This is a genomic window from Methylobacterium oryzae (assembly GCF_036441375.1).
In the GTDB taxonomy this organism is placed as follows: domain Bacteria; phylum Pseudomonadota; class Alphaproteobacteria; order Rhizobiales; family Beijerinckiaceae; genus Methylobacterium; species Methylobacterium oryzae_A.
In genome coordinates this window covers 234,481-257,080 of record NZ_MLCA01000008.1, presented here as the reverse complement: position 1 = coordinate 257,080, position 22,600 = coordinate 234,481, and the positions used below count along the sequence as shown (strand labels likewise).

Sequence of the window (22,600 nt, the reverse complement as noted above, 5' to 3'; positions counted from 1 at the left end):
GGGTGGACCGACAGCGCGCCGGTGGTCTGTCGTTCCGAAAATGCGAGAGTGTCAGGAAATAATGCGAGGTTTTCTGGCTACTCGTTTAAGGAAGGCGGGTTGACCTAAGAGTCGAAAATCGCTTGATTTTTTTGCATTGGTTACGTGGGAAATGGCCCGGTTCGCCACTGGCGAGCCGGATACCGGGGCACAACCCGCGGGAGGTGACGTGGGCTGGCCTACGCCGATCACGCTGGCAGCCGCAACACTTCCAGCCGCTTTAAAGCTGTAAATCTCGCCTTGGACGGCAAAATCTAATGCTTAGACGAAGGTACGCCTCGATACTGGGCTACAATCCGCGTCTAGTCGTCCGAACATCGCCGGAGAAGGGCGAGGGATTTCTTGGGTGGGTGCTGCGACTGACCCAAATCAACGGCTACGAATTTTCTGAATGGATCTTACGTTCGGCGGGCATGAGAGCGCCAGACCTTCTCGCGCGTGAAGGCGTAATAGAGCGTCTGCACTCGATGACCGAAGTAGCTACGCGTGATCTGCAGACGCTCGTCCCACGAATGGATACCGCAGGTTGGCGGTGGGCGGAAATACCGGGGATGGACATCTCGGTGGCCCTATTCGACGCACGAAGGCCAAAGGTCTGCCCCATCTGCTTGGTTGAAATGGGGTTCGTCCAAGCGGCTTGGGGGCTTCGTATCTGGAGCTGCTGTCCGTACCATGAATGTAGGCTCGTGAGCGCGTGTCCGCGCTGCGGCTCGCCGATCACTTGGAGGCGTCGACACATCGATCTTTGTCCAAACCCTAGCTGCTGTGGCCGCTACTCCTGTTCGGCAATCACGAGGGCCAGCGATGAGGAAGTTGAGTTGGCCCTTCTCCTGGGTGAGGCACTCCGTTCGGACGCGCTCCCGCGCCGCTCGGCCCTGAGCGATGCGTTCGGCATGTTGCCGCCTCAGGATATAGTAACCATGGCAAGCCGGCTCGGCTTCAGACGCATGCGCGAGACTTACCGCGGAAGCCCCACCGCTGCCGACAACGCGGAAGCTGCGATGAAGGCTGCCCGAATGTTGTCCAACTGGCCGTCGGGCTTCCACGACTTCATCAAGTCACAGAGAGTTTTCGCGTCCGCCTCGACGGCGGGCGGGGGGGCTCAGGATCCTGAGGTCGCATTCCTGCTCCGGCAAAGCGGGAACGGTGAGTTCCTCTTGCCCGCTCAGGCTAGATTCATCTTTGCGAAGGAGTTCCAGAACTTCTTGGACGTTATGGGAGATGGTCGCGCCCCGGCCCTGCGGCAGGCCCTTGCGGGCGACGAGTATTCTGACCGATGGATGACCCGCCCGCAGGCGGCTCGGGCGCTCGGGATCGACCGGAGGACGCTGGCACGTATGGCTGGTGACGGGTCGCTCGTAGGTACACGACTTGTCCAGAACGACAAGACGTTCATGTTCGTGGATCGCCACGAAATCGAGTTACGACTGAAAGCAAACGGGTCAGGCAAGACGCTCACGGACCTTCGCGTCGCTGGCGAAGCCATTTCCCACGGAAGTGCGGGCCGATTGCTGGGGGTCAAACCCGACAAGGTAGCGCTTTTATTGAACGACGGCCTTTTAACCGGCATAAACGGGACATCGGGAAGATTCATCAGCCGGACGTCAGCCGTTCGATTGATCGAAAAAATGGAAGCCATGCTGCCCGATGGCGGCAGCCACGCGGACCGACGGATTACCTACGACACGTGTGAAGTCGTCCAACGCGTGCGAGGTCTCGGGGTGGCGTCTATCGTCCGCGCGGTTCTGGCAGGTAAACTACGTCCGAGGCTCATCTTGATCGATGGTACCGGACTGCGGCGGATCGGTTTCCTGCGCACGGAGGTCGCACGATTTCAACGGGACCATCGGAAATCGGCTGGATGTGTTCACATCTCCGACGTGGCCCGCCTGTTGGATTGTTACAATATAGACGTGCGACGGCTGATTGCGATGAGCCTTCTTCGACAAGGAAAAACAGATATTGACGTGGACGCTGAAAGCATTCAGCAGTTCAGATCCAATTATATTTCAAGTCGGTCGTTTGCGAGAAAGCATGGCACCACGACGAATAATATCGAACAAATCTTCCGGAAGATGGAAGTAGAGCCAGTATTGTCTGCAACCGATCCACGAGTCAGCACGACGTTCTGGCGTCAAAAAGATACAATGCGATTGCTGGGCCGGGTCGGGAAAAGGCGCGTGGCCGTCGGCGACAAAGGCTAATCGGTGGCCTGCATTGCGAGATCGAAGCAATCATCGGCCATCTCATGCTTATATTCAGAAATTTCCGCTCCGAACGAAGAGGTCAACCTATCGGAAGGCCCGCTCAACGGCTGTAGTAGTGGCGCTGCTCGATTTGATCCAAGTTGCTCGGCCACATAATCATCTCGGGGGTCCTATTCCGTTTCCTTAATCGAAACGAGCGAAGCGGTCTCCGCGGAGAATGTCGACGGAGGAGTGCCTGTCGTCGCCGAGGCTCGGGTAGGCGAACGGCGACCGGTCTCTGTCCTCCCGGGACGGGCGCGGGCCCGGTCATCCCTCGCCATCTTGCCGGGGCGCGAAACAACGACCGCGTCGTGAACCATCTCCAGCTTACGGAGACCCTCGATCAATTTCGGGTGCTCCTCCGTGCGGAAGGTGTCGTCCCACACGAACGGGATCAGCACGCGCCATCTCGGGTCCACGCGGTATAGCGCCGCGTCCGCCGCGATCTCCTCAACCACCTTGGCGAACGAAACGACGGGACGGACGAACTTCACCTCTATGACGAGGCCGAGGCTCGGCACCGTCAGGTCCATCCGGGGGTTCTTGTGCCCGACCGGGGGCGTGTACTCCTCCGCGTTGAGGTCGGGGAAGAGCGGAGCCAGGATCGCCCAGAGCATGTTCTGGACGTGGTACTCGCTCTCGATCTCCCAACGGACGAGCCGGGACTTGGTCGTGCGGGGCCGCTCCTCCCAGGTCCAGAGCCTCAACGACCTCTCGACGCCCTGCAGCACCCGCAGGACGTCGTCCGGTTCGAGGCGCCCGAGGCGGGCCGGCATGTTGGTCTCGCACAGGGCGTCGAACGCACGGAGGGCTATCGACGCGTGCGCAGGGCCGCCCATGGCGGGCTCGAAGCGCAACGCGTTGCTCCACGCGGGCCGACGGCAATCCGGGTCGGCCGGGACGACGCCGAGTTCGGCGAGCGCGACCCTTGCCTCCGGCAACATCGCCGCGAGGTCGCGCCGGGCCGGCGCTTCTAAGATGTGCGCCGCCGCGGTCATAAGGGAACGGTTGAAGTCCGAGAGCCCCGCGGCCGAAGCGCCTCGCACGACCAGCACGCCGAGCCACTCGGCATCCCGGAGGTCGAGCAGGCGGCGCACGCCCAGCGCGAGGCCGAGGGCGGATGGGCCGTCGGCCTCAAGGGTCGGCGGCTGATGCGGCCTGAACCAGCTTCGACTGCCGAGCCACACGACGCCATCGCGGAATGGGACGGAAAACACCTCGGCAAGGCGTGGATCGGTCGAGGCGTAGCCGAGAATCGCCACGTGGCCGGCGGATCGCGCGCCGGGCGACCCCAACGCCATCGCGGCGCCCTTGGCGAGTTCCACCATCGGATCCGCGATCCCAAGCACCCAGGCCCGGAAGGCCTGGGCGAGGGGGGATGCGTCGGCTCCGCGGGCGGCGGAGGCGAGGCCGGCTCGGATGTCGGCGATACCGGGTCCGTCGCTCAGAGGAACCACGGCTTCCTCATGACGCGGCCGCCTTCGGCGGCATCCGTGTCCCAACCGGGGGTCCGCTCCAGGCCCGACAGCTGCTTGGCGATCTCGTCGGCGTAGACGAGCGGGATGGGCAGGCCGGACGGCCCGAACGTGCGCCAGGAATGGAACGCGAAATCCGATGCCTGGCGCACCAGGACCGGCATGTCCCGATAGGTCGAGCTGTCGTGGAGGCGGAGGAGCACCGGGCCGGGCAGACCGTGGGAGGCCGCCTTCACCTCCCTGCGTCCCGTCAGCGTCAGGAGCCACTCCGCCTCGCTCAACCGCAGCGCCTGCCCCCGCTCCGGGGCGAACGCTCCCTTGCCGTCGGGCCAGGCGCGGTCGAACATCGTGAACGGATGATCCTCGACGACGTGCAGGAATGCGAAGCTCACGTTCGTCGTTCCGATCCCGGCGACAGCCCTCTCGACGGCCTGGACCGTCTCACGACTAAGCTGCGTGAACGCGTGGAAGATGAGCCTGACCGCATCGCCGGGACGCCACGCCTCCTCCCGGCCGATGCGCTTGATGGCGTCGACGATGCTATCGCTCAACGCGGCCGGGTAGGCCTCGAACGGCACGGCCGCGGTCCGGGCGTCCAGGAAGTAGTGGCCTTGGCTGGAGAAGACCGTCGCGATTCCGACGAACCGCTCGCCGGCCCCGCGACGACCCTCCCTGACCGTGTGCGACCCGAGCCCGACGACGAGTTCGTGATCGGTCGGCGACCGCGCGACCAGCAGCCAGGGGGCTCCGCCCAGCTTCGCGTAGGTCGCCAGGCTCATGTTGGCCAGCGCGTTAGCGTAGCCGAACGCGTCGAGGCCCAGCATCTCGGTCGAGAGCGCCTGGACCGGCACGTCCCGCTTGAGGAACGTCGCCTTGCTCATCCAGTACGGGCTATCGGCGTGCGGCCGGTCTTGCCAGGCCCGCTCCACCTGCACCATGGCGAGGTCCCAAGGCTCGTCGCGCGAAGCCGCGTCCCTGAGGGCGGACCGCGCGGCGTCGGCATAAGCCGGGCCGCCACGGCCGGCGGCCTCGAAGTAACGGACCTCGGGCTCGTCCAGCCTGAACCGGCCGAGCAGCCCGCTGCCGTGGGGGACGAGGCCCGCGTCGCTCGCGATGTCGGGCCTGCCGTGCAGGAAATCCCGCATGGCCGCGGCGACCTCGTCGCGACGGCCGGCCTCGTGAACGACCGCGATGCGCGGTCGCTTCGGCTCGAACGTCTGCCGGTCGAACGGTCCGGTGCGGTCCAGGCTCTGCTGTTTCCAGCTGTTCGAGGTCTCGGGCGAATGGACCGGGTCGAACGACAGCTTCGGCCTCCAGACAGCCTCGGCGGGCGGGAAGGCGTCCGCGTCGGCGGCCTGGTCGATCAGCCCTCCCAGGCGGAGCGGGACGCCGTCGGCCAAGTCCATCGACCGGTTCCCGAGCTGGTTGAGCACCCCGTGAACGATCTCGATAGTCCGCCGGCCGCCATGCCACTCCGCCTCGGCCTTCTGGACCGCCTTGAAAGCCCGCTCGGAGTTCCCCTGCGTGATCACCTCGACCACCTTGTTGAAGTTGGCCCGCGTGGGTTCGAGGAAGACGTCCCCGCTCGACACCACGGAGGGGCCCGCCCCGTGATCGTCCAGGGTCAGCGTGTCCTGCCCGACCTCGACGACGCGACCGGCGTAGGCGAGCCGCCGCGATACCTTCGGGTCGGGATCCTCGCGCCAGGACGAGACCGCCGCACCGGTCAGCGGCACGCCGAGTTCGAGGAGCGTCCGGCACGACGCGTCGATGATCGTGCGCAGCCGCTTCGAGCAGGTCAGGACGACGTAGGCGTCGCCCCGGGGCGGCCGCAGGATGCGCGTGTCGAACTCCAGGACCAGCCGCTTCTTCAGCCAGTCGGGCAGGCCGATTTCCTCCGCGAGGACGTTCTCCCGTTTGCCGGCGACGGTCGGCGGCCTCCTACGGATCAGGAGGTCTGCCTCCGGGGAGGCCGCGAGCAACCGGAAGACCGCCTCGCGGGTCAGCGCCGACACGAGCCGCAGGTGCTCGGCCGCGGGCAGTCCCATCCTGTCCGTCGGGAGGTTCGCCCCGGGGGTGAGGGGCACCACGGCCATGTCCGTCTCGCCGTGCCGCGTCGCGAACACGTCGTTCTCCGGCCGGTCGAGATAGGCGTGGAGCAGCGCGCGGTCGAACGGGGCCACCGAAGCCGGGATCGTTCCCGGAGGCGTCATGACGTGGATCGCGTTCAGGGCGAGCTGCGGACGGACCCTTTCGCCGGGACGGAAAGCCATGCCGCACTATACGCGGCAGTCACGTTAAGACGAGCCGCAACCGTCCTGCCGCGCGGCCGTCCACACCCTATGCCGTCGAAACCTCTAAGCGAACAAAGTCGAAGGGTCCCGTACGTCGACCTTCGGCTTGCCAGGCGAGCGTTTCGAGAAATCGCACTTCGTTTGTGAGGGGTCCCTGATAAGCCCGAGTCATTACCTGAGGCGGGGACCACGTCATCGGTTGGCCCGGCAGGTCGGCACGTGCCGGTCCGCTGATCCCGCCTGCACCGCCCGGTCCCGTCAGACGGTACATGCGCCGATGTGGTGTCTGGATTCCGGCCCTGCTCCCGGTCGTCATCGACACGGAGGCATCGAAAGTCGGCCGATTGGGAGACGGCACCGGCATCGCTCCGACGATCCATCCGGCGGGTTTCGGGGCGCCTTGGTCAGCTTATCCGCCGTTTCCGGTAAGGACGAGGGCGTCGTGAGGCTGAACGTTCCAGATATGTTCCCCGTCGCCGACCACGCCGCGCAGGGCCTCGTCGAGGACATCGACCTCGGTGATGCGGTTCACCAACACGATGGTCGACGCCCTACCATGAGCGCCGTCCTGGCCGACGACGCGCGCCATCGCCTCCCGCACGGATTGTCGCCGATGCCACCGTGCCGACTGGTCCCTGGGCGGACGCAGGTCGACCGGCGCGTGCATGTAGAGGCACGACAGATCCTCGAACAGGCGGAAGACCGACAACCTGCTCAGCCCGGGCAGGTCGAAGTACGGGTAGAGCCGTGCATCGACCACCAGCGCGTGCCGGCTCATTGAGACCGCGCGCGTGAACGTCACGCCGTGGATGTCGGCCATGGGCAGGCACGAGATCCGGCGAACAGGACGATGGTCGAAGAGCGAGAGCTGCCGCACCGGCGCAGACGGGGCAGGAAAACCGTCGGTTTCCCAGGACGTTGTCTCGACGAGGCGGAGGAGTGGTTTGCTCACGCTTGCAGCGCTCCCAGGCCCGATTCGAGATCTAGATAATGTACCCGCAGCACTTCTGAGTGACCACCCCAAACCGGCTCGCCGACCCTGTAATCCCCGGTCAGCTTGTCCTTGTAGTCACGGTCTTTCAGGAAGGCGCGGGCATACATCCTCGGTGCGACCCCGACGAATGGATGGAACAGGACCTTGGCGTTGGCCGCGGGGGCCGGGACACCGGGCCGTGCGGGGCCGACAGATCCCGAACCCTGTACGCCCGAGGGCGGTTCCCAGCCGTCCACAGCCGTCGTGATGGCGTCGCAATGGAGGTTGATCGCCCGGCTTTTCGGATAGGGCTCGATGTACTGGACCTCGTCGATCCCGGCGGCGACGATATGCCGGGCGCAGTAATGGCAGGGGAACGTGCTGACGTAGAGACGGCATCCCCTCGGCGAGGTGCCGGTCCGGGCGGCGGTCAGGATCGCGTCCATCTCCGCGTGGACCGCCCGGCTGAACTCGATCAGGCCGCCGATCTTCGTGCGCCGGAGCTCGGCCACCGCCTGGCCTTTCTCCCGTCCCTCGGCCAGCGCGGGGTACTTGTCGATGAGTTCGCCGATGATCTCGTTCTGCTCGCGGTTGCTGCTGCAGAACTTGTCCGGCCGGAACGCGCAGCGATGGTCGGAGGCCTCCCCGTCGAGGTCGGTCCCGTAAAGCCCTCCGCCCGCCCTGGGCACGTCGTTGGTGCCGGTCGCGACGATGTTGCCCTTGGCGTCCACGAGCGCCGCGCCGACCTGCCGCGACAGGCATGCGCTCCTCAACTGGGCCGAATGGGCCTGATGCATCGCCGTCTCGGCGACGTTCGGCCGGATGACGTCGGACGCCGTGAGGATCCGCACCAGGCGCCGCAGCGGCTCGTTCATCCCGGTGTTCTTCGGGTCGTCGCCGGCATCCTTCGAGTTGTCGACGAAGAAATCCGCCTCGTGGAAGGTGTCGACGACGTGCTGGCCGTGGCTCTCCGGCGCGTCGCCGTCGCGATCCATGAAGGCAGTGACGGCGCGGCGCGTCTCCGGACGGCCTCTGTCGTTGAAGTCGAACAGCTCACGGGTCAGCCGGCCATGGCGGGCATCGTCGTCGCATACGACCCCGACGAGCGTGAAGGCGTCCTGGTAGATCCTGCGGAGGAGATGCGCCTCCGCCGGGTGGCGCAGGGAGTCGATGATGTAGGCACGGGGCCTGCCGTCGATCTCGCCCTCCGGCCTGCCGCTCGCCTCCGCGCGGAGGGCGCGGATGCGCGCGACGACCGCGCGGGCGACCGCGGCGTTGTCGCCGAAGGCGAGCCGCATCGCGTCGCCCAGGTCCTGCATGTGCACCACGCCGGCGAGGGTCTTGCGGCCGCCGACCGGGCCGAGGTCGCGGCCGTTGTTCCGGGCCCAGGCCTTGATCTCAGCGCTCGCCTTGACGATGCGGACCTCGTATCCGCCGTCGCCGACCGACTGCGTTTCGAGGAATTCCTTGACGATCTGTGCTGCCCGGCCTGCCCCGGAACCGCCCGGTCCGACGACCGCGATGAAGAGCTCGTTCGCGCGGAAGCTCCGGAGCAGGCGCTGGCTCGTCTCGCCCGGGCGCGGGCCGGCCGCGGTTGGCAAACGTCCGGTCGTCGCTGCATCGGCCATTAGGGGTCGACTCTTGGAATGCCGTGGTCACGGGCGCACCGCTGGAACGCCGCGGGGATGACACGGCGGCCTCCGCCTGTGAAGTGGCCGTCTCAGGGTGCCTCTAACCGCTCCGACCTTTCGAAGGCGTGTTCCGTCTTTCCCGCTGGTTAATCATCGGCTGCTTTGCGGGGCTGCTCGCGGAGCCGACCTAACGTTTTCATGCTCGCGAGTGATGCGATTCTCAGCCGTTCGACGCGCGAATGGCAACGTTTTGAGCCATGGCGACGCCTGTGCACCGACCCGCCCGCTGCGGAACCAGGGCGATCAGGCTACGGTCAGCCGCTTCGCGTCCGCTACAGTCATTCGAATGCCATCGCAGGTATCTCCACAGCGGACATCGGCTTAGAGGCCTCGGCCTCGATTTGACCGCGCTGAGCCAAGCAGTCCGCAATCGCGGTGCAGGCCTTCGCCCAGGCGACTCCCAAACACCACCGGCCAGGACGTCCGTCGGCCAATGCACGCGGAGTGCGACCCGGCTGATGCCGACCGTCAGACTGATGACGTTGCCGGCAGCTACGAAGTAGTGCCGGGTCGCGCGGCGCGGCACAATGCGGGCGAGAAGCGCGGCGAGCGTCAGGTAGGTCACCGCGGCGAGCGTGGCCTAGCCGCTGGGGAAACCCGCCGTGAACACCTCCGGCGCGTTCGGGACCGGTGTCGGGCGCGGGCGCGAAGATCAGCTTCAGGATGGTTGACAGAACTTGGCCGCCGAGCACGGAGACGGGGACGAGCAGGAGCGCTCGCCTACGGCGCGCCACGGCGAGATAACCTAGGACAAGCAATAGCATGAGCCCCAGGAACACGGTGCTGCCGAGGCTCGTCAGGTCCCGCACGGTCTCGGGCAACCAGGGCGGCCCGAGCAGGTGAGCCGGATCGCCCGGCTGGCGGAACATGACCGGCACGTGCCGGTCGAAGGCTATCGTATCGCCCTCCGCCATCGCCTCCGCGAGCTAACCGAAGCCGAGCGTGAGGGCGGATGCGACGAACAGCGCAGCCAGCCAGGCGAAGACCGGCCGGCGTGCCGGCGGCTGCGCCGAAAGGGATGCGTCGCGGCTCATCGCGAGACCTGCGGATCGGCGCCCGGATGCCGGCCGGCCCGCTGCGGCAGGAGCACGATCAGGGCGATGATGAAGGCCGCGATGACGGCTGAGGCGAGCGGCCGGCTCAGGTTCAACCCGCCCTGGGCGACCGGCTTGTCGAGAAAATCTCCCACCGTGGCCCCGAGCGGCCGGGTCAGGATGAAGGCGGCCCAGAACAGGCCCACTCGGGAGACCCGCGTCCGGTAGTAGAGCACCACGACAACGGCGAGTGCAGCCCCGAAGACGAGCGCGCCGCCCTCGTAGCCGAGGCCGCCCGTGTCGGCGAGCCAGTCGCCGAGCGCGGTCCCGAGCGTCTGCGAGAAGGTGATGGCCGCCCAATAGAAGGCTTCCACCCGCGGGGTCGAGACCGTGTCCACCGACACCGTGCCCTCGACCGCGTACCAGAGCCCGAGCACGGCCGCGAGGCAGGCGAGCAGCAGCGTCGCGCCGCCGGTATAGCCGATCCCGAGGGAGCGGTCGGCGAAGTCGGCCATGGTCGTGCCGAAGGTAGTCGAGGCGACGATGGTCGCCCAGTACAGGGCCGGATGGAACCGCTTCGCCAGGATCTGGGCGACGACCAAGGCGACGAGCACCACCGCGAACAGGGCGGTGCCGGCGAGGTAGCCCCAGTCGAGGGTCATGGTCACGGTGTCGCCGCCGGTCTCGCCGAGCGTGGTGGCCAGGATCTTGATGACCCAGAAGCCGAGCGTGACCGCGGGCACCTTGCTGAGGGTGCGTTCAAGATGTTCGCTCATCCGTCTCGGGATCCCTTTCGTAAGATGGCTCAGGCCACGTCGGCTTGCGCCGGATGCTGGCCGGCCCGCTGCGGGACGAGGAGGACGCAGACGACCATCGCCAGGGCGAGCAGACCCGAGAGCGTGATGTCGCCGATGCCGAGGCCCCCCGAGGCGGGTGGCTTGTCCAGCGAGTTGGCCAGCGTCGCCCCGAGCGGACGCGTCAGTACGAAGGCCGCCCAGAACAGGGCAGGCCGGGAGACGCGGGTGACGAAGAAGAGCGCCGTGACCCCGGCCAGGGCAACGAGGATCAGGAAGGCGCTGCCCTCGTAGCCGAGGCCGGTGCTGTCGGCCATCCAGTCGCCCAGCGCGGTCCCGAGCGTCTGGGAGAACATGATGGTCGCCCAGTAGAAGCCCTCGGCCTTCGGGGTGCCGACGGTCTCCACGGCAACGGTGCCGAGCGTCCGCTTCCAGAGGACGAGGGTCGCGAGGACCGAGACGAGAAGGATCAGCGAGCCCCCGAGATAGCCGATGCCGAGCGAGCGGTCGCAGAAGTCAGCGAGCGTGGTGCCCGCGAGCGTCGTGGCGGTGATCACCGCCCAGTACAGGAGCGGATGGAAGCGGTCCGACCGGAGCTGTGCGACGAGCAGGAGGACGAGGATGCCGCCGAAGATCGCGGTCCCGGCGAGGTAGCCGAGGCCCAGCGTCAGCGTCACCGCATTGCCGCCGACCTCGCCCAGCGTGGTTGCAAGGATCTTGATGGCCCAGAAGCCGAGGTTGACCTCCGGGACCTTGCTCAGCGTCGCTCTGCTCTCGATATCCATGCGGCTGAACTCTTATGCGGCGACATCCGCCTCGATGAAATGGAGGCATCAGACTTCATCGTCAGTCGGGGTTCGGACCTTCGACTTTGTTTTCGAGAACCCGACCGGTCGCGGCGTCGACACCGACTTCATGCGTCACCGAGCCGTTCCTGATGTCGAACGAGTAGCGGAGGCCGCTGCCGCCGGGCTCAAGCTCCAACTCCTCGTCCGTGACCTTCCCCGGATGCGCCTTGAGGGCGATGGCCCGCGCCTCGGGCAAGCCGATCTTGGCCTCGCGGGAGAGTTCCTGGCCGGTGAAGGCCAGCGCAGGCTGTGCCACCAGAAGTGAGGCCACGACCGCAGCAGCGTGCCACCTCGGACGATTGGTCGTCATCGCTTCTCTCCACGTCGGTTCGATCACGGGGCAATCACGCGGCGCACCCGCGCAGGGCCGCCGTCCGGGAGAGCGATAGCCTGCTAAAATGAGGACAGAATGAGCGGCGCGTCAGGCCGGCAGCACGATCCGGGCGAGGACGCCTCGGCGGCCGTCCCGCCGGTTCTCGACGGTGAGCCCGAGGCCATGGCGCTCGGCGATGTGCCGGGCGATGGCGAGCCCGAGGCCGGTACCCTCGATGTCCGGGGGCGCGGCGCGGTAGAAGCGGTCGAACAGGCGCGCCTCGCTGCCCGGAGGAAGGCCGCAGCCGGTGTCGTGCACGGCGAGGACCGGCATCCCCGCCTCCCGTCCCAGGCTTACCTCGACCTCGCCGCCCGCCGGGGTGTAGCGCAGGGCGTTGTCGAGCAGGGTCGCGATGAGCGTCCGGATCTCGTCTGCAGGGGCGTGCAGCGTCGCCGAAGCGGTGATCGCCACGCCGAGATCGATCTCCTTCGCCTGCGCCAGGACCGCATGGTCGCCTACGCAATCGATCAGCACCGCGGCCAGGTCGAGGCGTTCCGCAGCGCCCTCCTGCCCGTCGAGCCGGGCGAGGCGCAGCAACTGGTCGACGAGCCGGCTCGCCCGGCGCAAGCCTTCGGCCAGCGCGTCGCGGCTCCCGGACATGTCGGATGCGGGGAGAACGTCGAGCTGGGCCTGCATCGCGGCGAGCGGCGTTCGCAGTTCGTGCGCGGCATCGGCGACGAAGCGCCTCTGCGCGTCGAGCGCCGCCTGCAGGCGTCCGATCAGCCCGTTCATCGCGCCGACCAGGGGGGCGACCTCGACCGGCACGTCCTGCGTCGGCAACGGGGTCGTCGCGGACACGCTGCGCCCGGCGAGGTCTCCCACGAGCACGTCGAGCCGGCCGAGCACCCTGTTCATCGCCCAGCCGACCACGAGCCAGGACAGGGGCACGAGCAGAAGCAACGGTGTCACTGCGCCCAGCGCGGCGTTGCGCGCGAATTCCGAGCGGACCACGTCGCGCTGGGCGACGCGCACCGTGACGGGGCCCGCGGCCCTGGTGTAGGTCCGCCAGGTCTCGCCGCCCATGACCGCCTCGGCGTAGCCGAGCCTTTCGGGCCGGCGCATGTCCACGCCGGGATCGTTGCGCAGGATCCGGCCGTCCTGCCAGATCGTCACCGCGATCTGGTCCTCGGGATCCTCGTCGGCGGCGGGCGGGGCTTGCGCGGCGCTCCGCCCATCGACGAGGCCAGGCCCGGCATTCAGGGCGACCTGCCGCAACTGCCCGTCGAGGAAGTCGGCCGCCTCGCCCCGCGCGAGAAGGTAGGCCGCGAGCATGGCGGCGATGCCGATGCCGGCGAGGAGCGCGGTCATCCAGCCCAGCGCGGTCCGGCGCAGCGAGGCCCCGCTCACGGCTTCGCCACCATCCAGCCGGCGCCGCGCAGGTTGAGGATCACGCCCTTGCCGACCTTGCGGCGTATCGACAGGATCAGCGCGTCGACGGCATTGCTCTCGACTTCCTCGCCCCAGCCATAGATGCGTTCCTCGATCTCGGCCCGCGACAGGATGCGGCCGGGCCGCTCCATGAGGGCATGCATCAAGGCGTATTCGCGTGCGCTGAGCACCGCCGTCGCGCCAGCATGGGTGAGGGCGTGGCTCTCCATGTCGAGCTCGGTGTCGGCGGTGATAAGTCGAGCGCTGGCCCTGCCCGCACGCCGCCGCAGCACGGCGCGCATCCGGGCAAGGAGCTCGCGCGTCTCGAACGGCTTGACGAGGTAGTCGTCCGCTCCGAGGTCGAGACCCGCGACGCGGCTGTCGAGGCCGTCGCGGGCGGTGAGGATCAGGACCGCAACGTCGTTCCCGACCATTCGGGCGGACCGCAGCAGGTTAAGTCCGTCGGCGTCGGGCAAGCCGAGGTCGAGCAGGACAAGGGCATGGCCACCGGCCCGCAAGGCGGCCTCGGCGCCTTCCCCGTCCCGCACCCAATCCACGGCATAGCCTTCCGTCGACAGGCTGCGGCGTAGCCCGTCGCCGATCATTGGGTCGTCCTCGATGAGGAGAAGGCGCATCGGATGAGTTCCCGCCCGCCCTGCGCAGGCCACAATGGTTCGACGTTCGACGCTGCCGGCCCGCCGTCGGCACGGGGCCAGCATGCCCGCCGCGGTGACGACCATCCAGGTCGCGGTGTTTCACGGTTCCCCGCTTTCGCACGTAAACCGGACCGGGCGGAATTCTCGAACGCCGCTCTCAGTCTTCGCTCGTGGTTCGACGGGCCGCTCACCGTCGCCGGCCCGGGATGATAGGATGACGGGGGACGCGGTTCCCCCTGCAGCGATACGACGGCTGTCCGTGAAAGAGCTTACGTCATCCTGGCCATTCTGGGCCGTGCTCTCGGCAGGGTTCGCCGCCCTCACCGCGATCTTCGCCAAGGTCGGGGTCCAGAACGTCGGCTCGGACTACGCCACCTTCGTGCGCACCCTCGTCATCCTCGCCGTGATCGCCAGCATCCTGGCTGTCACGGGCGGCTGGCAAACGCCCGGCTCGGTGTCGAGGCGGACCTACCTGTTCCTTCTCCTGTCCGGCGCGGCGACGGGCGCGTCCTGGCTTTGCTACTTTCGCGCCCTGAAGCTCGGGGATGCGGCCCGTGTCGCACCGATAGACAAACTCAGCGTCGTGCTGGTGGCCGTGTTCGGCGTGCTGTTCCTCGGCGAACGACTTTCGGCGCCGAACTGGGTCGGCGTGGTCCTCATCGCGGCGGGTGCCGTCCTGGTCGCCTTCAAGGGGTGAGAGGGGGCCGCGCGGTCCTCGACCGCCCCTTTCGAAGACCGAAGTTCAGCACCCTCATCCGACGTTGCCGAGCGGAGACAGAACGGCACAATCCTCGGGGAACCCCCGCGGGGTACCCACGGCGCGATGGCGACACGGGACGGCACCCGGCATAGTCCACCCCATCGACATAGGACGGACCGGACGCGTGAACCGAGACTTGGTCGCCAATCTCATCCGGCACTGGCGGGAGGACCCAGGGGCGTCCTACAGGACATGGTTCCTCTGGGAGGAGCGCATCAAGAACTTCCGCTCGATCCGGCGCGGCCTGCAGGCCGTGGTCGACGAGATCAGGGCCGACACCTTCGGCAATGCCTACCGGGGCTCTTCCCTTGAGACGGTCGTCCACTCGGTCGCCGAGCAGCGGCAGGTGTTCAAGGGGGCGGACCACGCGTTTCTGTGGAAGCCGAAGTTGCGCATCCCCGACATCTACGAGGACCGGGCAAACCAGGTCGCGTTCGGGCGCTTCCTCGATGCCTGCCTGTGCTGCAACGCCGAGGCCCAGGTGCTCGCCGCAGTCCACGCGCTCGACCAAGCACGGATCAAGGGCCTGGGACCGGCCGCGGCGAACCTCCTCTACTTCCTGCACCCGACCTGGGTGCCGCCGTTCAACACCGCCATCGTCAAGGGGTACAACGCGCTCACCGGCGCGAAGGTGAAGCTCGGGCGCTGGGACGAGTACCTGGCGATGCGGCGGGGCATCGTGGAACTCAACGAAACACACCGGGCGCTGCTGTCCAACGATTTCGGGGCCGCCGCGGGATTCCTGTTCGACGTCGGATCGGGACGTTATCCGTTGCCCGACCTGGATGCGGACGGAGCCTTGGCGCGCTGGCGGGAGGATCTCGACCGCGTCCGCGCGGAAGCCGCGGCGACGGCGTCGCGGTCGGTCCAGGCCGGGCGCGAGGCCGACCATACGCACACCGAGGTCCAGGGCTGGCTGCGCAACCTCGGGCTCGCCCTCGGCTACGACGTTTGGATCGCCTCGAACGACGGCAACCGGCCCTACGGGTCCGGGCGGCTCTCCGACGGCTGCCTGGACCGCCTACCGGCGAGCCTCGCCGCGAAGGGGTCGACGGAGACGGTGCGCCTGATCGACGTGCTCTGGATCGGCAAGGGGACCGCGGACGTGGCGGCCGCGTTCGAGGTGGAGCACACGACCAGCATCTACTCGGGCATCGTGCGCATGCTCGACCTCGCACTCGGCGTCGAGGGCGCCACGGCCCGCAACTTCTTCCTGGTCGCACCGGACGACCGGGAGGGCGATGTCCGCGCCCAGTTCGCGCGGCCGGCGTTCTCCCGCGTCGCGGAACTGGACCTGCGCTATCTGCCCTACAGCGAGCTCCGCGGCCATCGCGAGGCCATCGCCCGCTTCGGCAGCGGCCTGAAGGGCGTGCTCGCCATCGCCAAGCCGATCTCGCGAGGGGCGTGAGGCCCGAGCTCGGCCCACGGCACTCCCGCCGTCGGCCGTCACCGGCGACGTCGCCGGATCGGCCGCGGCCACGGGCGTACCTCTCGTAGCGCAGACGCCGGCTCGACGCAGGTCGTACCCCGGCTCGGTCGTCCGCCCGGTCCCTCACGACATGAAGGAGGGAAGCGGCGCGCGCCGACGAGGCCCGTCCCGGAACGCATCGGGTCGGGCGGGGACGCACGGCGCCCCGCCGACACGCCGGGCCGCGCGGCCGGCGGCGGTGTTGCCCCGCGATCACATCGGCCGCGGAACGCGCTCACGGCGCGACGGCCGGCTTGATCCTCCCACGTGGGAAGGCGGCAACCTCGCGGCAACCTGACATGTCGCCCGGCCCCACGCCGTGGCCCATCTGGGGAACCGCAAGTGGCATCGATCCCGCAAAACAATTCCACTCCGACGCGTCGGAGGTTCGTCTCCGGCCTGGGCGCCTGCGCCGCCGTGGGCCTCGCGGCGCACGACCGCTCAGCCTTCGCCCTGACGAGTCCAGGCGAAGCTACCGTTCCGCGGGCCGCCACGTACGACCTCACCCTGACCCGCCGAACGGTTGACAAGACCGGCACCCCGACCTGGGCCAACACCATCAACGGCGGCGTGCCCGGGCCGGTGCTGCGCTGGCGCGAGGGCGACGTCGTCACCATCAACGTCCGCAACGAACTGCCCGAGATGACGGGCATGCACTGGCACGGCATCATCCTGCCCAACGACATGGACGGAGTGCCCGGCCTGGAATTCCCGGGCATCCAGCCGGGCGAGACCTTCACCTACCGCTTCCCGGTGCTGCAGAGCGGCACTTACTGGTACCACAGCCATATGGGCTACCAGGAGCAGAAGGGGGTCTACGGCGCGCTGATCATCGAGCCGCGCGGCCGTGACTTGGTCCAGGCGGACAGAGACTACGTCGTGCTCCTCAGCGACTGGACCGACGAGGATCCCGAGCGCATCCAGAACAAGCTCAAGTACCAGGCCGACTACTACAACTTCGGCAAGCGCACGGTCCGAACGTTCTTCGCCGACGCCGAGCGAAGCGGGCTGGCCGACACGATCAAGGAGCGCTGGCACGAGTCCGAGTCGCGCATGGACCCCTCCGGCCTGGAGGCGCCGTCCGGCGAGACCTACACCTACCTGATGAACGGGCAGCCCCCCGGGGCCAACTGGACGGCGCTGTTCCGGCCCGGGGAGCGGGTCCGGCTGCGCATCATCAACGCCTCCGCGGCGACGTACTACGACGTGCGCATCCCCGGCCTGACTATGAGCGTGGTCAATGTCCACGGCAACGACGTCGTCCCGGTGCAGGTCGACCAGTTCCGCATCGGCGTGGCCGAGACCTACGACGTGATCGTGCGCCCGCGCGAGGCGCGGGCCTACACGATCTTCGCGCAGGACCTCGGCCGCTCCGGATACGCCCGCGGCACGCTCGCGCCCCGGCCGGGAATGGAGGCCGAGATCCCGCCCTTCGACCCGCGGCCCCTGCGGACGATGACCGACATGGGCATGCAGGGCATGATGGGCCGCGACCAGATCGGCGCGTCGCACCCCGACGGCTCGCGCATCGGCGGCATCCTCGGCGAGCACGCCCACGAGATCGTCCCCGACAAGCGTCGCCTCGCCGGCCACCAACCCATGGCGAAGTTGCCGCCGGGCGTCGAACTCGACGAGACCGGCGTCGAGGTCCAGATGAAGCCGAAGATGCTGACGGACCGGACCCGCATCCCGGGCGACGGCCTGAACCAGCTGGACCGCCGCGTGCTGACCTACGCGGACCTGCGTTCGATCAACCCCGCGGTCGACGACCGCCCGCCGACCCAGGAGATCGTGCTCAGGCTCAGCGGCAACATGCAGCGGATGATCTGGGGCTTCGACGGCAAGAAGTTCACCGAGGTCGGCCCCATCGACGTGACGGTCGGCGAGCGGTTCCGGCTCGTGATGGTCAACGAGACGATGATGAGCCACCCGATCCACCTGCACGGCATGTGGATGGAGCTGGAGAACGGCCACGGCCGGCACCGGCCCTATCTCCACACCGTCAGCGTCGCGCCGGCCGAGAAGCTGTCGATGCTGGTCACGCCCGTGGCGACCGGGCAGTGGCCACTGCACTGCCACATCCTGTACCATTTCGAGGCCGGCATGTTCCGCACCCTCCGCGTCCTGCCGAAGGGGGCCTGATGCGCGCGCCGGCAATCTTCGCCCTCGCGGCTTCGCTCCTCGCCCTCGCTTCCTCGGCCGCATTCGCCCAGAGCGTCACGGGGCTTCTCAACGGCGGTACCCGCCTCGGGCCGGACACGCTCCAGGGTGCGGCGCCCTACGGCAATCCGATCCGCGACGACCGGGTCTACGCCCACGCCTTCTTCGACCAGTTCGAAGGCCGCCTCGGGAGCGAGAGCTACTTCCGCTACGACGGTCAGGCCTGGATCGGCGACGACTACAACAAGCTTTGGCTGAAGTCGGAGGGCCGCTACAACGCCGACAATCGGGGCCGCTTCTCGGACGGCGACCACGAGGCGCTCTACGCCCGGCCGATCTCGACCTACTTCGACATGCAGGTCGGCGTGCGCTCGGACATCGACAGCCTGCGCAACCGGACCTGGGCTGCCTTCGGCATCCAGGGCCTCGCCATCGGGTTCTGGAACCTCGAACTGACCGGCTACGCCAGCGACAACGGACGCTTCGCCTTCCGGGGCAACGCCTCCTACGACCTCTACCTGACGCAGCGCCTCATCCTGCAGCCGCAGATCGAGATGAACGCCTATTCGAAGGCCGACCGCGGCCGGGAACTCGGTTCGGGCGTCTCGGACATCGATATGGGCCTGCGCCTGCGCTACGAATTCACCCGCGAAATCGCGCCGTACGTGGGCCTCTCCTACCAGCAATTCCTCGGCGGAACGGCGGACTACCGGCGCCGGTCCGGCGAGGGGAACGGGGACCTGCGGGCGCTGGCCGGCCTGCGCCTCTGGTACTGAGCCGCGTCCCGACGGCCCGACGCACCCCACGGTGTCGCGAAGCCGGGGCGCCGGGTGGCCGCCCGATGCCGCGAAGGCGTCCGAGGCCGCGGCATATCGTTCGAACACCACGGCCAACGTGTCAGGCGACCCCATCGGACCTGTCCGGCGCGCCCGACGCGATGCCGTCCTCCACAGAACCAAGGACATCGACCGTGCCGCTCGCCTCCCGCCCGATCATCTCTGCGCTGTGGCTCCTGGCAGGCCTTTGCTCCGCGCAAGCGCAGGCCGTCACGGAGCCGGGGATGAAGGGCTTCGGGATCAGGGCGGTGGAAGGGAGGACGCTTCCCGAGATGCTCGGCCGCTGCGCCGCCGCCGACAGAGGCGAGGCCGCCCTCGCTCCGGGCGAGACCCCGGACTTGTTGGCCGCGCGGTGCGACCAACTCCGGCGTTCGCTCCGGACCCAGCCGGGCAACACCGCCCAAAGGCGCTGACCCGCGGGCCGCCGACGCGAACGTCCGCCAGGTACGTGCGGCTGGCGCGCCGGAGCCCCGGATCGCCATCCGATCCGGACCGAGCCCGTCATTTCGTCGGGCCGGCCGCGGCGCCCGTCGACGGGGCTGGAGCGGACCCGCCCCCCGTCCGCGCGGGGTCGTGGGCGAGGGCGTCGAGCAGCGGGCATTCCGGCCGTTCGTCGCCGGGGCAGGTCCCGGCGAGATCCCGCAACGAGGCCGCGGCGTCCGCGAGCGCGGCGGCGCGTCGTTCCATGTCGGTCGCGCGCCGGAGGGCCAGGTCCTTCACCCCGGCGCTGGCACGCGCCTCGTCGCGCCACAGGCGCAGCAGCATAGCGGTGTCGGCGACGGAGAAGCCGAGCAGGCGGGCCCGGTGCACGAACCGCAGCGTGCGCACCTCGTCCTCGGCGTAGACCCGATGGCCCGACACCGACCGGGTCGGCGCCGGGATCAGGCCCGCGCGCTCGTAATAGCGGATCATCTTGGGCGAGATCCCGCAGGCGCGTGCCGCCTCCCCGATCCTCATCGCCCGCCCTCCCGGTTCGTCGAGGCCCTTATGCGCGCCCGGACGGGCCCGAACGCCACGACCGACCCGGCCCCGCGAACGCCCGGCTCGGGTGAACCCGGGAAGAACCCGAGGCGCGGTCGCATCGCGGGCGGCCGACCGGGTCCGCGCGGCCGCAGGTCCCGCGTCGCCGCCGGGGCAGTGATGGACGGCGGTGGAACCCCGAGCGCCGCGCGCCCGTCCGCCTTCACGCCCGGGTGCGGCCGCACCGGAAACGCGTCCGGCGCGCAAGCCGGGTAGGGGGAAGGGGCGTGTCCGCAATCGGGGAAACGCAGGGCGAGAGCGCGCATCGGCTAGGCCGCCTCCCGCGTCGACACCGACCTCGCGATGCCCGGCCGAACGCCGGCCGGGAACTCGACGGCCCGCGTGACCTCGGCGAAGCGCGCGGCGGCGTCCGACCAATCCTGGGCGAAATCGAAAAGCTCCCTAAGGGCGGGCGCGATCTCCTTGTAGGCCGCAAGCGCCGCCACGAGGGCCCCGAGGGAAAGGCGACCTTGCACGACGAGGTACCCGCCGATCAGGAAGAAGAAGAACGGCGTGAGGTTGGACGTGTAGTTGTACAGGCTCTTGATGCCGCCCTTCATGTCGTTGATGGCGACCCGCACCCGCTCAAGCTCCTCGACGTGGGCCATCCGCCGCCGCAACGACGAGGCGTGCGGATCGCGGCCCGCCGCGGACGTGGTCGGGCCCGGCGGCCCGTCCGCATCGGGCGTCGTGACGAAGGCCCCCAGGGTGCGTGTGGCGAGGACGCGCTGCCGTACCTTCGCGTTCAGGCGTCGCTGAAGGCGCGGCAGGACCGTGAGCTGCACCGGCAGCATGATCAGCGCGGCGAAGCCCAGGGCGACGTCCTGGAGCAGGAGGAAGGCGACGCTCGTGACCAGCACGCCCCCCTGCACGATGGGGACCGCGACGAGGCTGCCGCCGAAGTATCCGATGGGCTCGACCTCCTGGACCGCCACGGCGGCGAGCGTCGTTCGGCGGTCGGCCGAGCGCTCCGTGCGCACGCGCCGCAGGACGGCGAGGCGTAGGCGCCGCACGACGCGCTCGTTGACGCGTCCGCGGACCCGGGTCGCCGTGTACTTCGTGAGCCCGTTCAGGGTGAGGACGGCGAGGTAGCCGGCGCACAGGGCGAACAGGAGTTCCGTGCGGCCCAGCGGAAGGCCGAGGAAGGTCATGCCGGGATGGCCGTCGCCTCGCGCGTCGGCGAGCGCATGGTTGACGATGTGCTTGGGTATCTCAAGGGTCAGCCAGGCCGCCGGCAGCGTCGCCAGCGACAGGAAGACCAAGCGGACCTGGATGCCCAGCGTGGCGTCCAGGACGTATGCCTCCAGGCGCCGGCCCGGTCGGAGCCCGACGCCGCGATGCCGACGGCCGCGGGACGGGGCGATCCGCCGGCCATCGGTGGATCCCCCAGCACCGCCACCGGGACCGTCCGACGAACGCCGATGGCGGCGCAACGCGGCGCGGCCGAGGAGCCATGCGGTCCACGCTGGCGCCACGACGAAGATGAGGACGGCGTCGGCGACGATCCACCAGTGGCCGTGCGGGTAGTCGAGGCCCGTGAGCCTGTGGGCGAGGGCGTGGATGGCTTCGATTGCCGTCACTGGGCAGCTCGGTTCGAATTTCCGGGAAGTGAGGGCGCGGTTCGTGGTCCGGCGTTCGCGATGGTCTCAGTCGGCACCCGGCGGCCCTGCCTTTCGTGCGTCGCCCTCCGAGGAGATGCCGTCCTTGACGGGCGCGCGGTCGCTCACGTCCCGTGCAGCGGGGCGCGCCCATCGACCTACGGTCCCCGTGTTCGGTTCGAACCGGACGGTCCGGAATGTCCCGAAGGCGAACTGGCGTCTCGTGCGGATCGAACAGGGCGTGAGGCCCGCCCGCTCGACGGCCTTGAGGGAGGCGGCGTTGTCGGCGTCGACGAAGGCCACCAAGCGTCGTTTGCCCTGCGACCGGGCGCGTTCGGCGATCAGGTGCACGGCGGCCGCCATGACGCCCAGGCCGCGGAAGCCCAGCGGCGTGAAGGCGTTCTCCAGCATGGCCTCGTCGGCCGCCAGGACCGGCAGGGCGCCGGAACGCCGGACCGCGTCGCCGTAACCCGGCCCGGTAAGCCACTGGATGTGACAAGCTCGGTCAGATCCGGCGTCGGCGAGCACGTAGCAGCGGCTCGGCAGGACGCCATGCGCGGCGGCGCGCAATCGCCACATGACGTCGTCGCGCTCGCGCTCGGCCGCCTCGTCGCCCCCGACGGGGAAGAGGGCCGGCAGGTCGTCCAGTCGGAAATCGCGCAGCCGGACCGGGATCCTGGCAGCCGGCGATTCGACGGGGACCGTCAGATACCGCTCGAAACCTATGGACACGCGCTCGGAGTAGAGACCGAGGGCCATGCGGCGGGCCAACCTGGCGCGCAGCATGGCCCATCCATCGCCGAGGGAGCCGTCGCCGCGCGCTTGCGGATAGGGCTTGAACGTCATGCCGGGCCTGCCTCGCCTGTCCGGAGACGCGCGAAGGCGACCGTGCACCGAAGGGCACGGGTCCCCGGCTGTCTCCGGCGCACCTGGTTCGACGGCGGGGACACCGCCCTTGAGGGCCGCA

At 68.7% G+C, this 22,600-nt stretch carries 18 protein-coding genes and 1 pseudogene; 6 read left to right on the top strand and 13 right to left on the bottom strand.

Going from position 1 to position 22,600, the window contains the following annotated elements; translation table 11 throughout:
• Positions 1-296: 296 nt before the first annotated feature.
• Together MOTC310_RS32850 and MOTC310_RS17265 are read left to right on the top strand one after the other, a co-directional pair.
• A pseudogene (locus tag MOTC310_RS32850) lies at positions 297-713 on the top strand (TniQ family protein); the annotation flags it as partial.
• Positions 714-959: 246 nt separating this feature from the next.
• Positions 960-2,243, top strand: a complete 1,284-nt coding sequence (locus tag MOTC310_RS17265) for a hypothetical protein (protein WP_331302679.1) — start codon at positions 960-962, stop codon at positions 2,241-2,243.
• A gap of 173 nt (positions 2,244-2,416) precedes the next feature.
• Here the strand turns inward: MOTC310_RS17265 and MOTC310_RS17260 are convergent, their stop codons facing one another.
• From MOTC310_RS17260 to MOTC310_RS17220, 10 genes are all read right to left on the bottom strand, one after another.
• Complete coding sequence (locus MOTC310_RS17260) at positions 2,417-3,613, bottom strand: PD-(D/E)XK nuclease domain-containing protein (RefSeq protein ID WP_331302678.1); 1,197 nt, start codon at positions 3,611-3,613, stop codon at positions 2,417-2,419.
• A 116-nt stretch (positions 3,614-3,729) separates the two neighbouring features.
• Entirely contained in the window at positions 3,730-6,033 is a 2,304-nt protein-coding gene (locus MOTC310_RS17255) for an argonaute/piwi family protein (protein ID WP_331302677.1), read from the bottom strand.
• A gap of 430 nt (positions 6,034-6,463) precedes the next feature.
• Positions 6,464-6,874 (bottom strand): hypothetical protein, encoded by a 411-nt coding sequence (locus MOTC310_RS17250; protein ID WP_331302676.1) that lies wholly within the window; start codon positions 6,872-6,874, stop codon positions 6,464-6,466.
• 128 nt (positions 6,875-7,002) lie between these two features.
• Positions 7,003-8,655 carry an anti-phage dCTP deaminase gene (locus MOTC310_RS17245; protein WP_331302675.1) on the bottom strand — a complete coding sequence of 551 codons (1,653 nt, stop codon included), beginning with the start codon at positions 8,653-8,655 and terminating at the stop codon, positions 7,003-7,005.
• A 223-nt stretch (positions 8,656-8,878) separates the two neighbouring features.
• Positions 8,879-9,283 carry a phosphatase PAP2 family protein gene (locus MOTC310_RS32845; RefSeq protein ID WP_419539925.1) on the bottom strand — a complete coding sequence of 135 codons (405 nt, stop codon included), beginning with the start codon at positions 9,281-9,283 and terminating at the stop codon, positions 8,879-8,881.
• A gap of 465 nt (positions 9,284-9,748) precedes the next feature.
• Positions 9,749-10,528, bottom strand: coding sequence for a COG4705 family protein (locus MOTC310_RS17240; protein WP_331302674.1), 780 nt, complete (start codon positions 10,526-10,528; stop codon positions 9,749-9,751).
• Between the two features lie 29 nt (positions 10,529-10,557).
• Positions 10,558-11,331, bottom strand: a complete 774-nt coding sequence (locus MOTC310_RS17235; protein ID WP_331302673.1) for a COG4705 family protein — start codon at positions 11,329-11,331, stop codon at positions 10,558-10,560.
• 61 nt (positions 11,332-11,392) lie between these two features.
• Positions 11,393-11,704: a PepSY domain-containing protein gene (locus tag MOTC310_RS17230; RefSeq protein ID WP_331302672.1), complete on the bottom strand. Its 312-nt coding sequence runs from the start codon at positions 11,702-11,704 to the stop codon at positions 11,393-11,395.
• 111 nt (positions 11,705-11,815) lie between these two features.
• Positions 11,816-13,114, bottom strand: coding sequence for a sensor histidine kinase (locus MOTC310_RS17225; protein WP_331302671.1), 1,299 nt, complete (start codon positions 13,112-13,114; stop codon positions 11,816-11,818).
• On the bottom strand, positions 13,111-13,770 hold the full coding sequence (locus MOTC310_RS17220; protein WP_331302738.1) for a response regulator transcription factor: 660 nt from the start codon (positions 13,768-13,770) through the stop codon (positions 13,111-13,113). The genes MOTC310_RS17225 and MOTC310_RS17220 overlap by 4 nt, the downstream gene beginning before the upstream one ends.
• Positions 13,771-14,050: 280 nt before the next feature.
• On the opposite strand from MOTC310_RS17220, the gene MOTC310_RS17215 reads away from it, so the two are divergent.
• From MOTC310_RS17215 to MOTC310_RS17200, 4 genes are all read left to right on the top strand, one after another.
• Entirely contained in the window at positions 14,051-14,488 is a 438-nt protein-coding gene (locus tag MOTC310_RS17215) for an EamA family transporter (protein ID WP_331302670.1), read from the top strand.
• Between the two features lie 187 nt (positions 14,489-14,675).
• Entirely contained in the window at positions 14,676-15,959 is a 1,284-nt protein-coding gene (locus MOTC310_RS17210; protein WP_331302669.1) for a type II restriction endonuclease, read from the top strand.
• Between the two features lie 402 nt (positions 15,960-16,361).
• Positions 16,362-18,161, top strand: a complete 1,800-nt coding sequence (locus MOTC310_RS17205; protein WP_331302668.1) for a copper resistance system multicopper oxidase — start codon at positions 16,362-16,364, stop codon at positions 18,159-18,161.
• Positions 18,161-18,955, top strand: a complete 795-nt coding sequence (locus tag MOTC310_RS17200) for a copper resistance protein B (RefSeq protein WP_331302667.1) — start codon at positions 18,161-18,163, stop codon at positions 18,953-18,955. The genes MOTC310_RS17205 and MOTC310_RS17200 overlap by 1 nt, the downstream gene beginning before the upstream one ends.
• 561 nt (positions 18,956-19,516) lie before the next feature.
• Here MOTC310_RS17200 and MOTC310_RS17195 read toward each other — a convergent pair.
• The 3 genes from MOTC310_RS17195 to MOTC310_RS17185 form a co-directional block, all read right to left on the bottom strand.
• The gene (locus MOTC310_RS17195; protein ID WP_331302666.1) at positions 19,517-19,972 is read right to left on the bottom strand and encodes a MerR family DNA-binding transcriptional regulator; all 456 of its coding nucleotides are present in this window, start codon (positions 19,970-19,972) and stop codon (positions 19,517-19,519) included.
• 332 nt (positions 19,973-20,304) lie between these two features.
• Positions 20,305-21,615 carry an ABC transporter ATP-binding protein gene (locus MOTC310_RS17190; RefSeq protein WP_331302665.1) on the bottom strand — a complete coding sequence of 437 codons (1,311 nt, stop codon included), beginning with the start codon at positions 21,613-21,615 and terminating at the stop codon, positions 20,305-20,307.
• A 66-nt stretch (positions 21,616-21,681) separates the two neighbouring features.
• Positions 21,682-22,479: a GNAT family N-acetyltransferase gene (locus MOTC310_RS17185; RefSeq protein WP_331302664.1), complete on the bottom strand. Its 798-nt coding sequence runs from the start codon at positions 22,477-22,479 to the stop codon at positions 21,682-21,684.
• Positions 22,480-22,600: the final 121 nt, after the last annotated feature.

What these genes read in the sequence shown, in the direction of transcription:
- MOTC310_RS17245 (WP_331302675.1), bottom strand. Translation starts at nt 8,655, where the DNA reads ATGGCCGATGCAGCGACGACCGGACGTTTGCCAACCGCGGCCGGCCCG.
- MOTC310_RS17200 (WP_331302667.1), top strand. Translation starts at nt 18,161, where the DNA reads ATGCGCGCGCCGGCAATCTTCGCCCTCGCGGCTTCGCTCCTCGCCCTC.
- MOTC310_RS17230 (WP_331302672.1), bottom strand. Translation starts at nt 11,704, where the DNA reads ATGACGACCAATCGTCCGAGGTGGCACGCTGCTGCGGTCGTGGCCTCA.
- MOTC310_RS17260 (WP_331302678.1), bottom strand. Translation starts at nt 3,613, where the DNA reads ATGGTGGAACTCGCCAAGGGCGCCGCGATGGCGTTGGGGTCGCCCGGC.
- MOTC310_RS17185 (WP_331302664.1), bottom strand. Translation starts at nt 22,479, where the DNA reads ATGACGTTCAAGCCCTATCCGCAAGCGCGCGGCGACGGCTCCCTCGGC.
- MOTC310_RS17240 (WP_331302674.1), bottom strand. Translation starts at nt 10,528, where the DNA reads ATGAGCGAACATCTTGAACGCACCCTCAGCAAGGTGCCCGCGGTCACG.
- MOTC310_RS17265 (WP_331302679.1), top strand. Translation starts at nt 960, where the DNA reads ATGGCAAGCCGGCTCGGCTTCAGACGCATGCGCGAGACTTACCGCGGA.
- MOTC310_RS17235 (WP_331302673.1), bottom strand. Translation starts at nt 11,331, where the DNA reads ATGGATATCGAGAGCAGAGCGACGCTGAGCAAGGTCCCGGAGGTCAAC.
- MOTC310_RS17220 (WP_331302738.1), bottom strand. Translation starts at nt 13,770, where the DNA reads ATGCGCCTTCTCCTCATCGAGGACGACCCAATGATCGGCGACGGGCTA.
- MOTC310_RS17255 (WP_331302677.1), bottom strand. Translation starts at nt 6,033, where the DNA reads ATGGCTTTCCGTCCCGGCGAAAGGGTCCGTCCGCAGCTCGCCCTGAAC.
- MOTC310_RS17250 (WP_331302676.1), bottom strand. Translation starts at nt 6,874, where the DNA reads ATGGCCGACATCCACGGCGTGACGTTCACGCGCGCGGTCTCAATGAGC.
- MOTC310_RS17195 (WP_331302666.1), bottom strand. Translation starts at nt 19,972, where the DNA reads ATGAGGATCGGGGAGGCGGCACGCGCCTGCGGGATCTCGCCCAAGATG.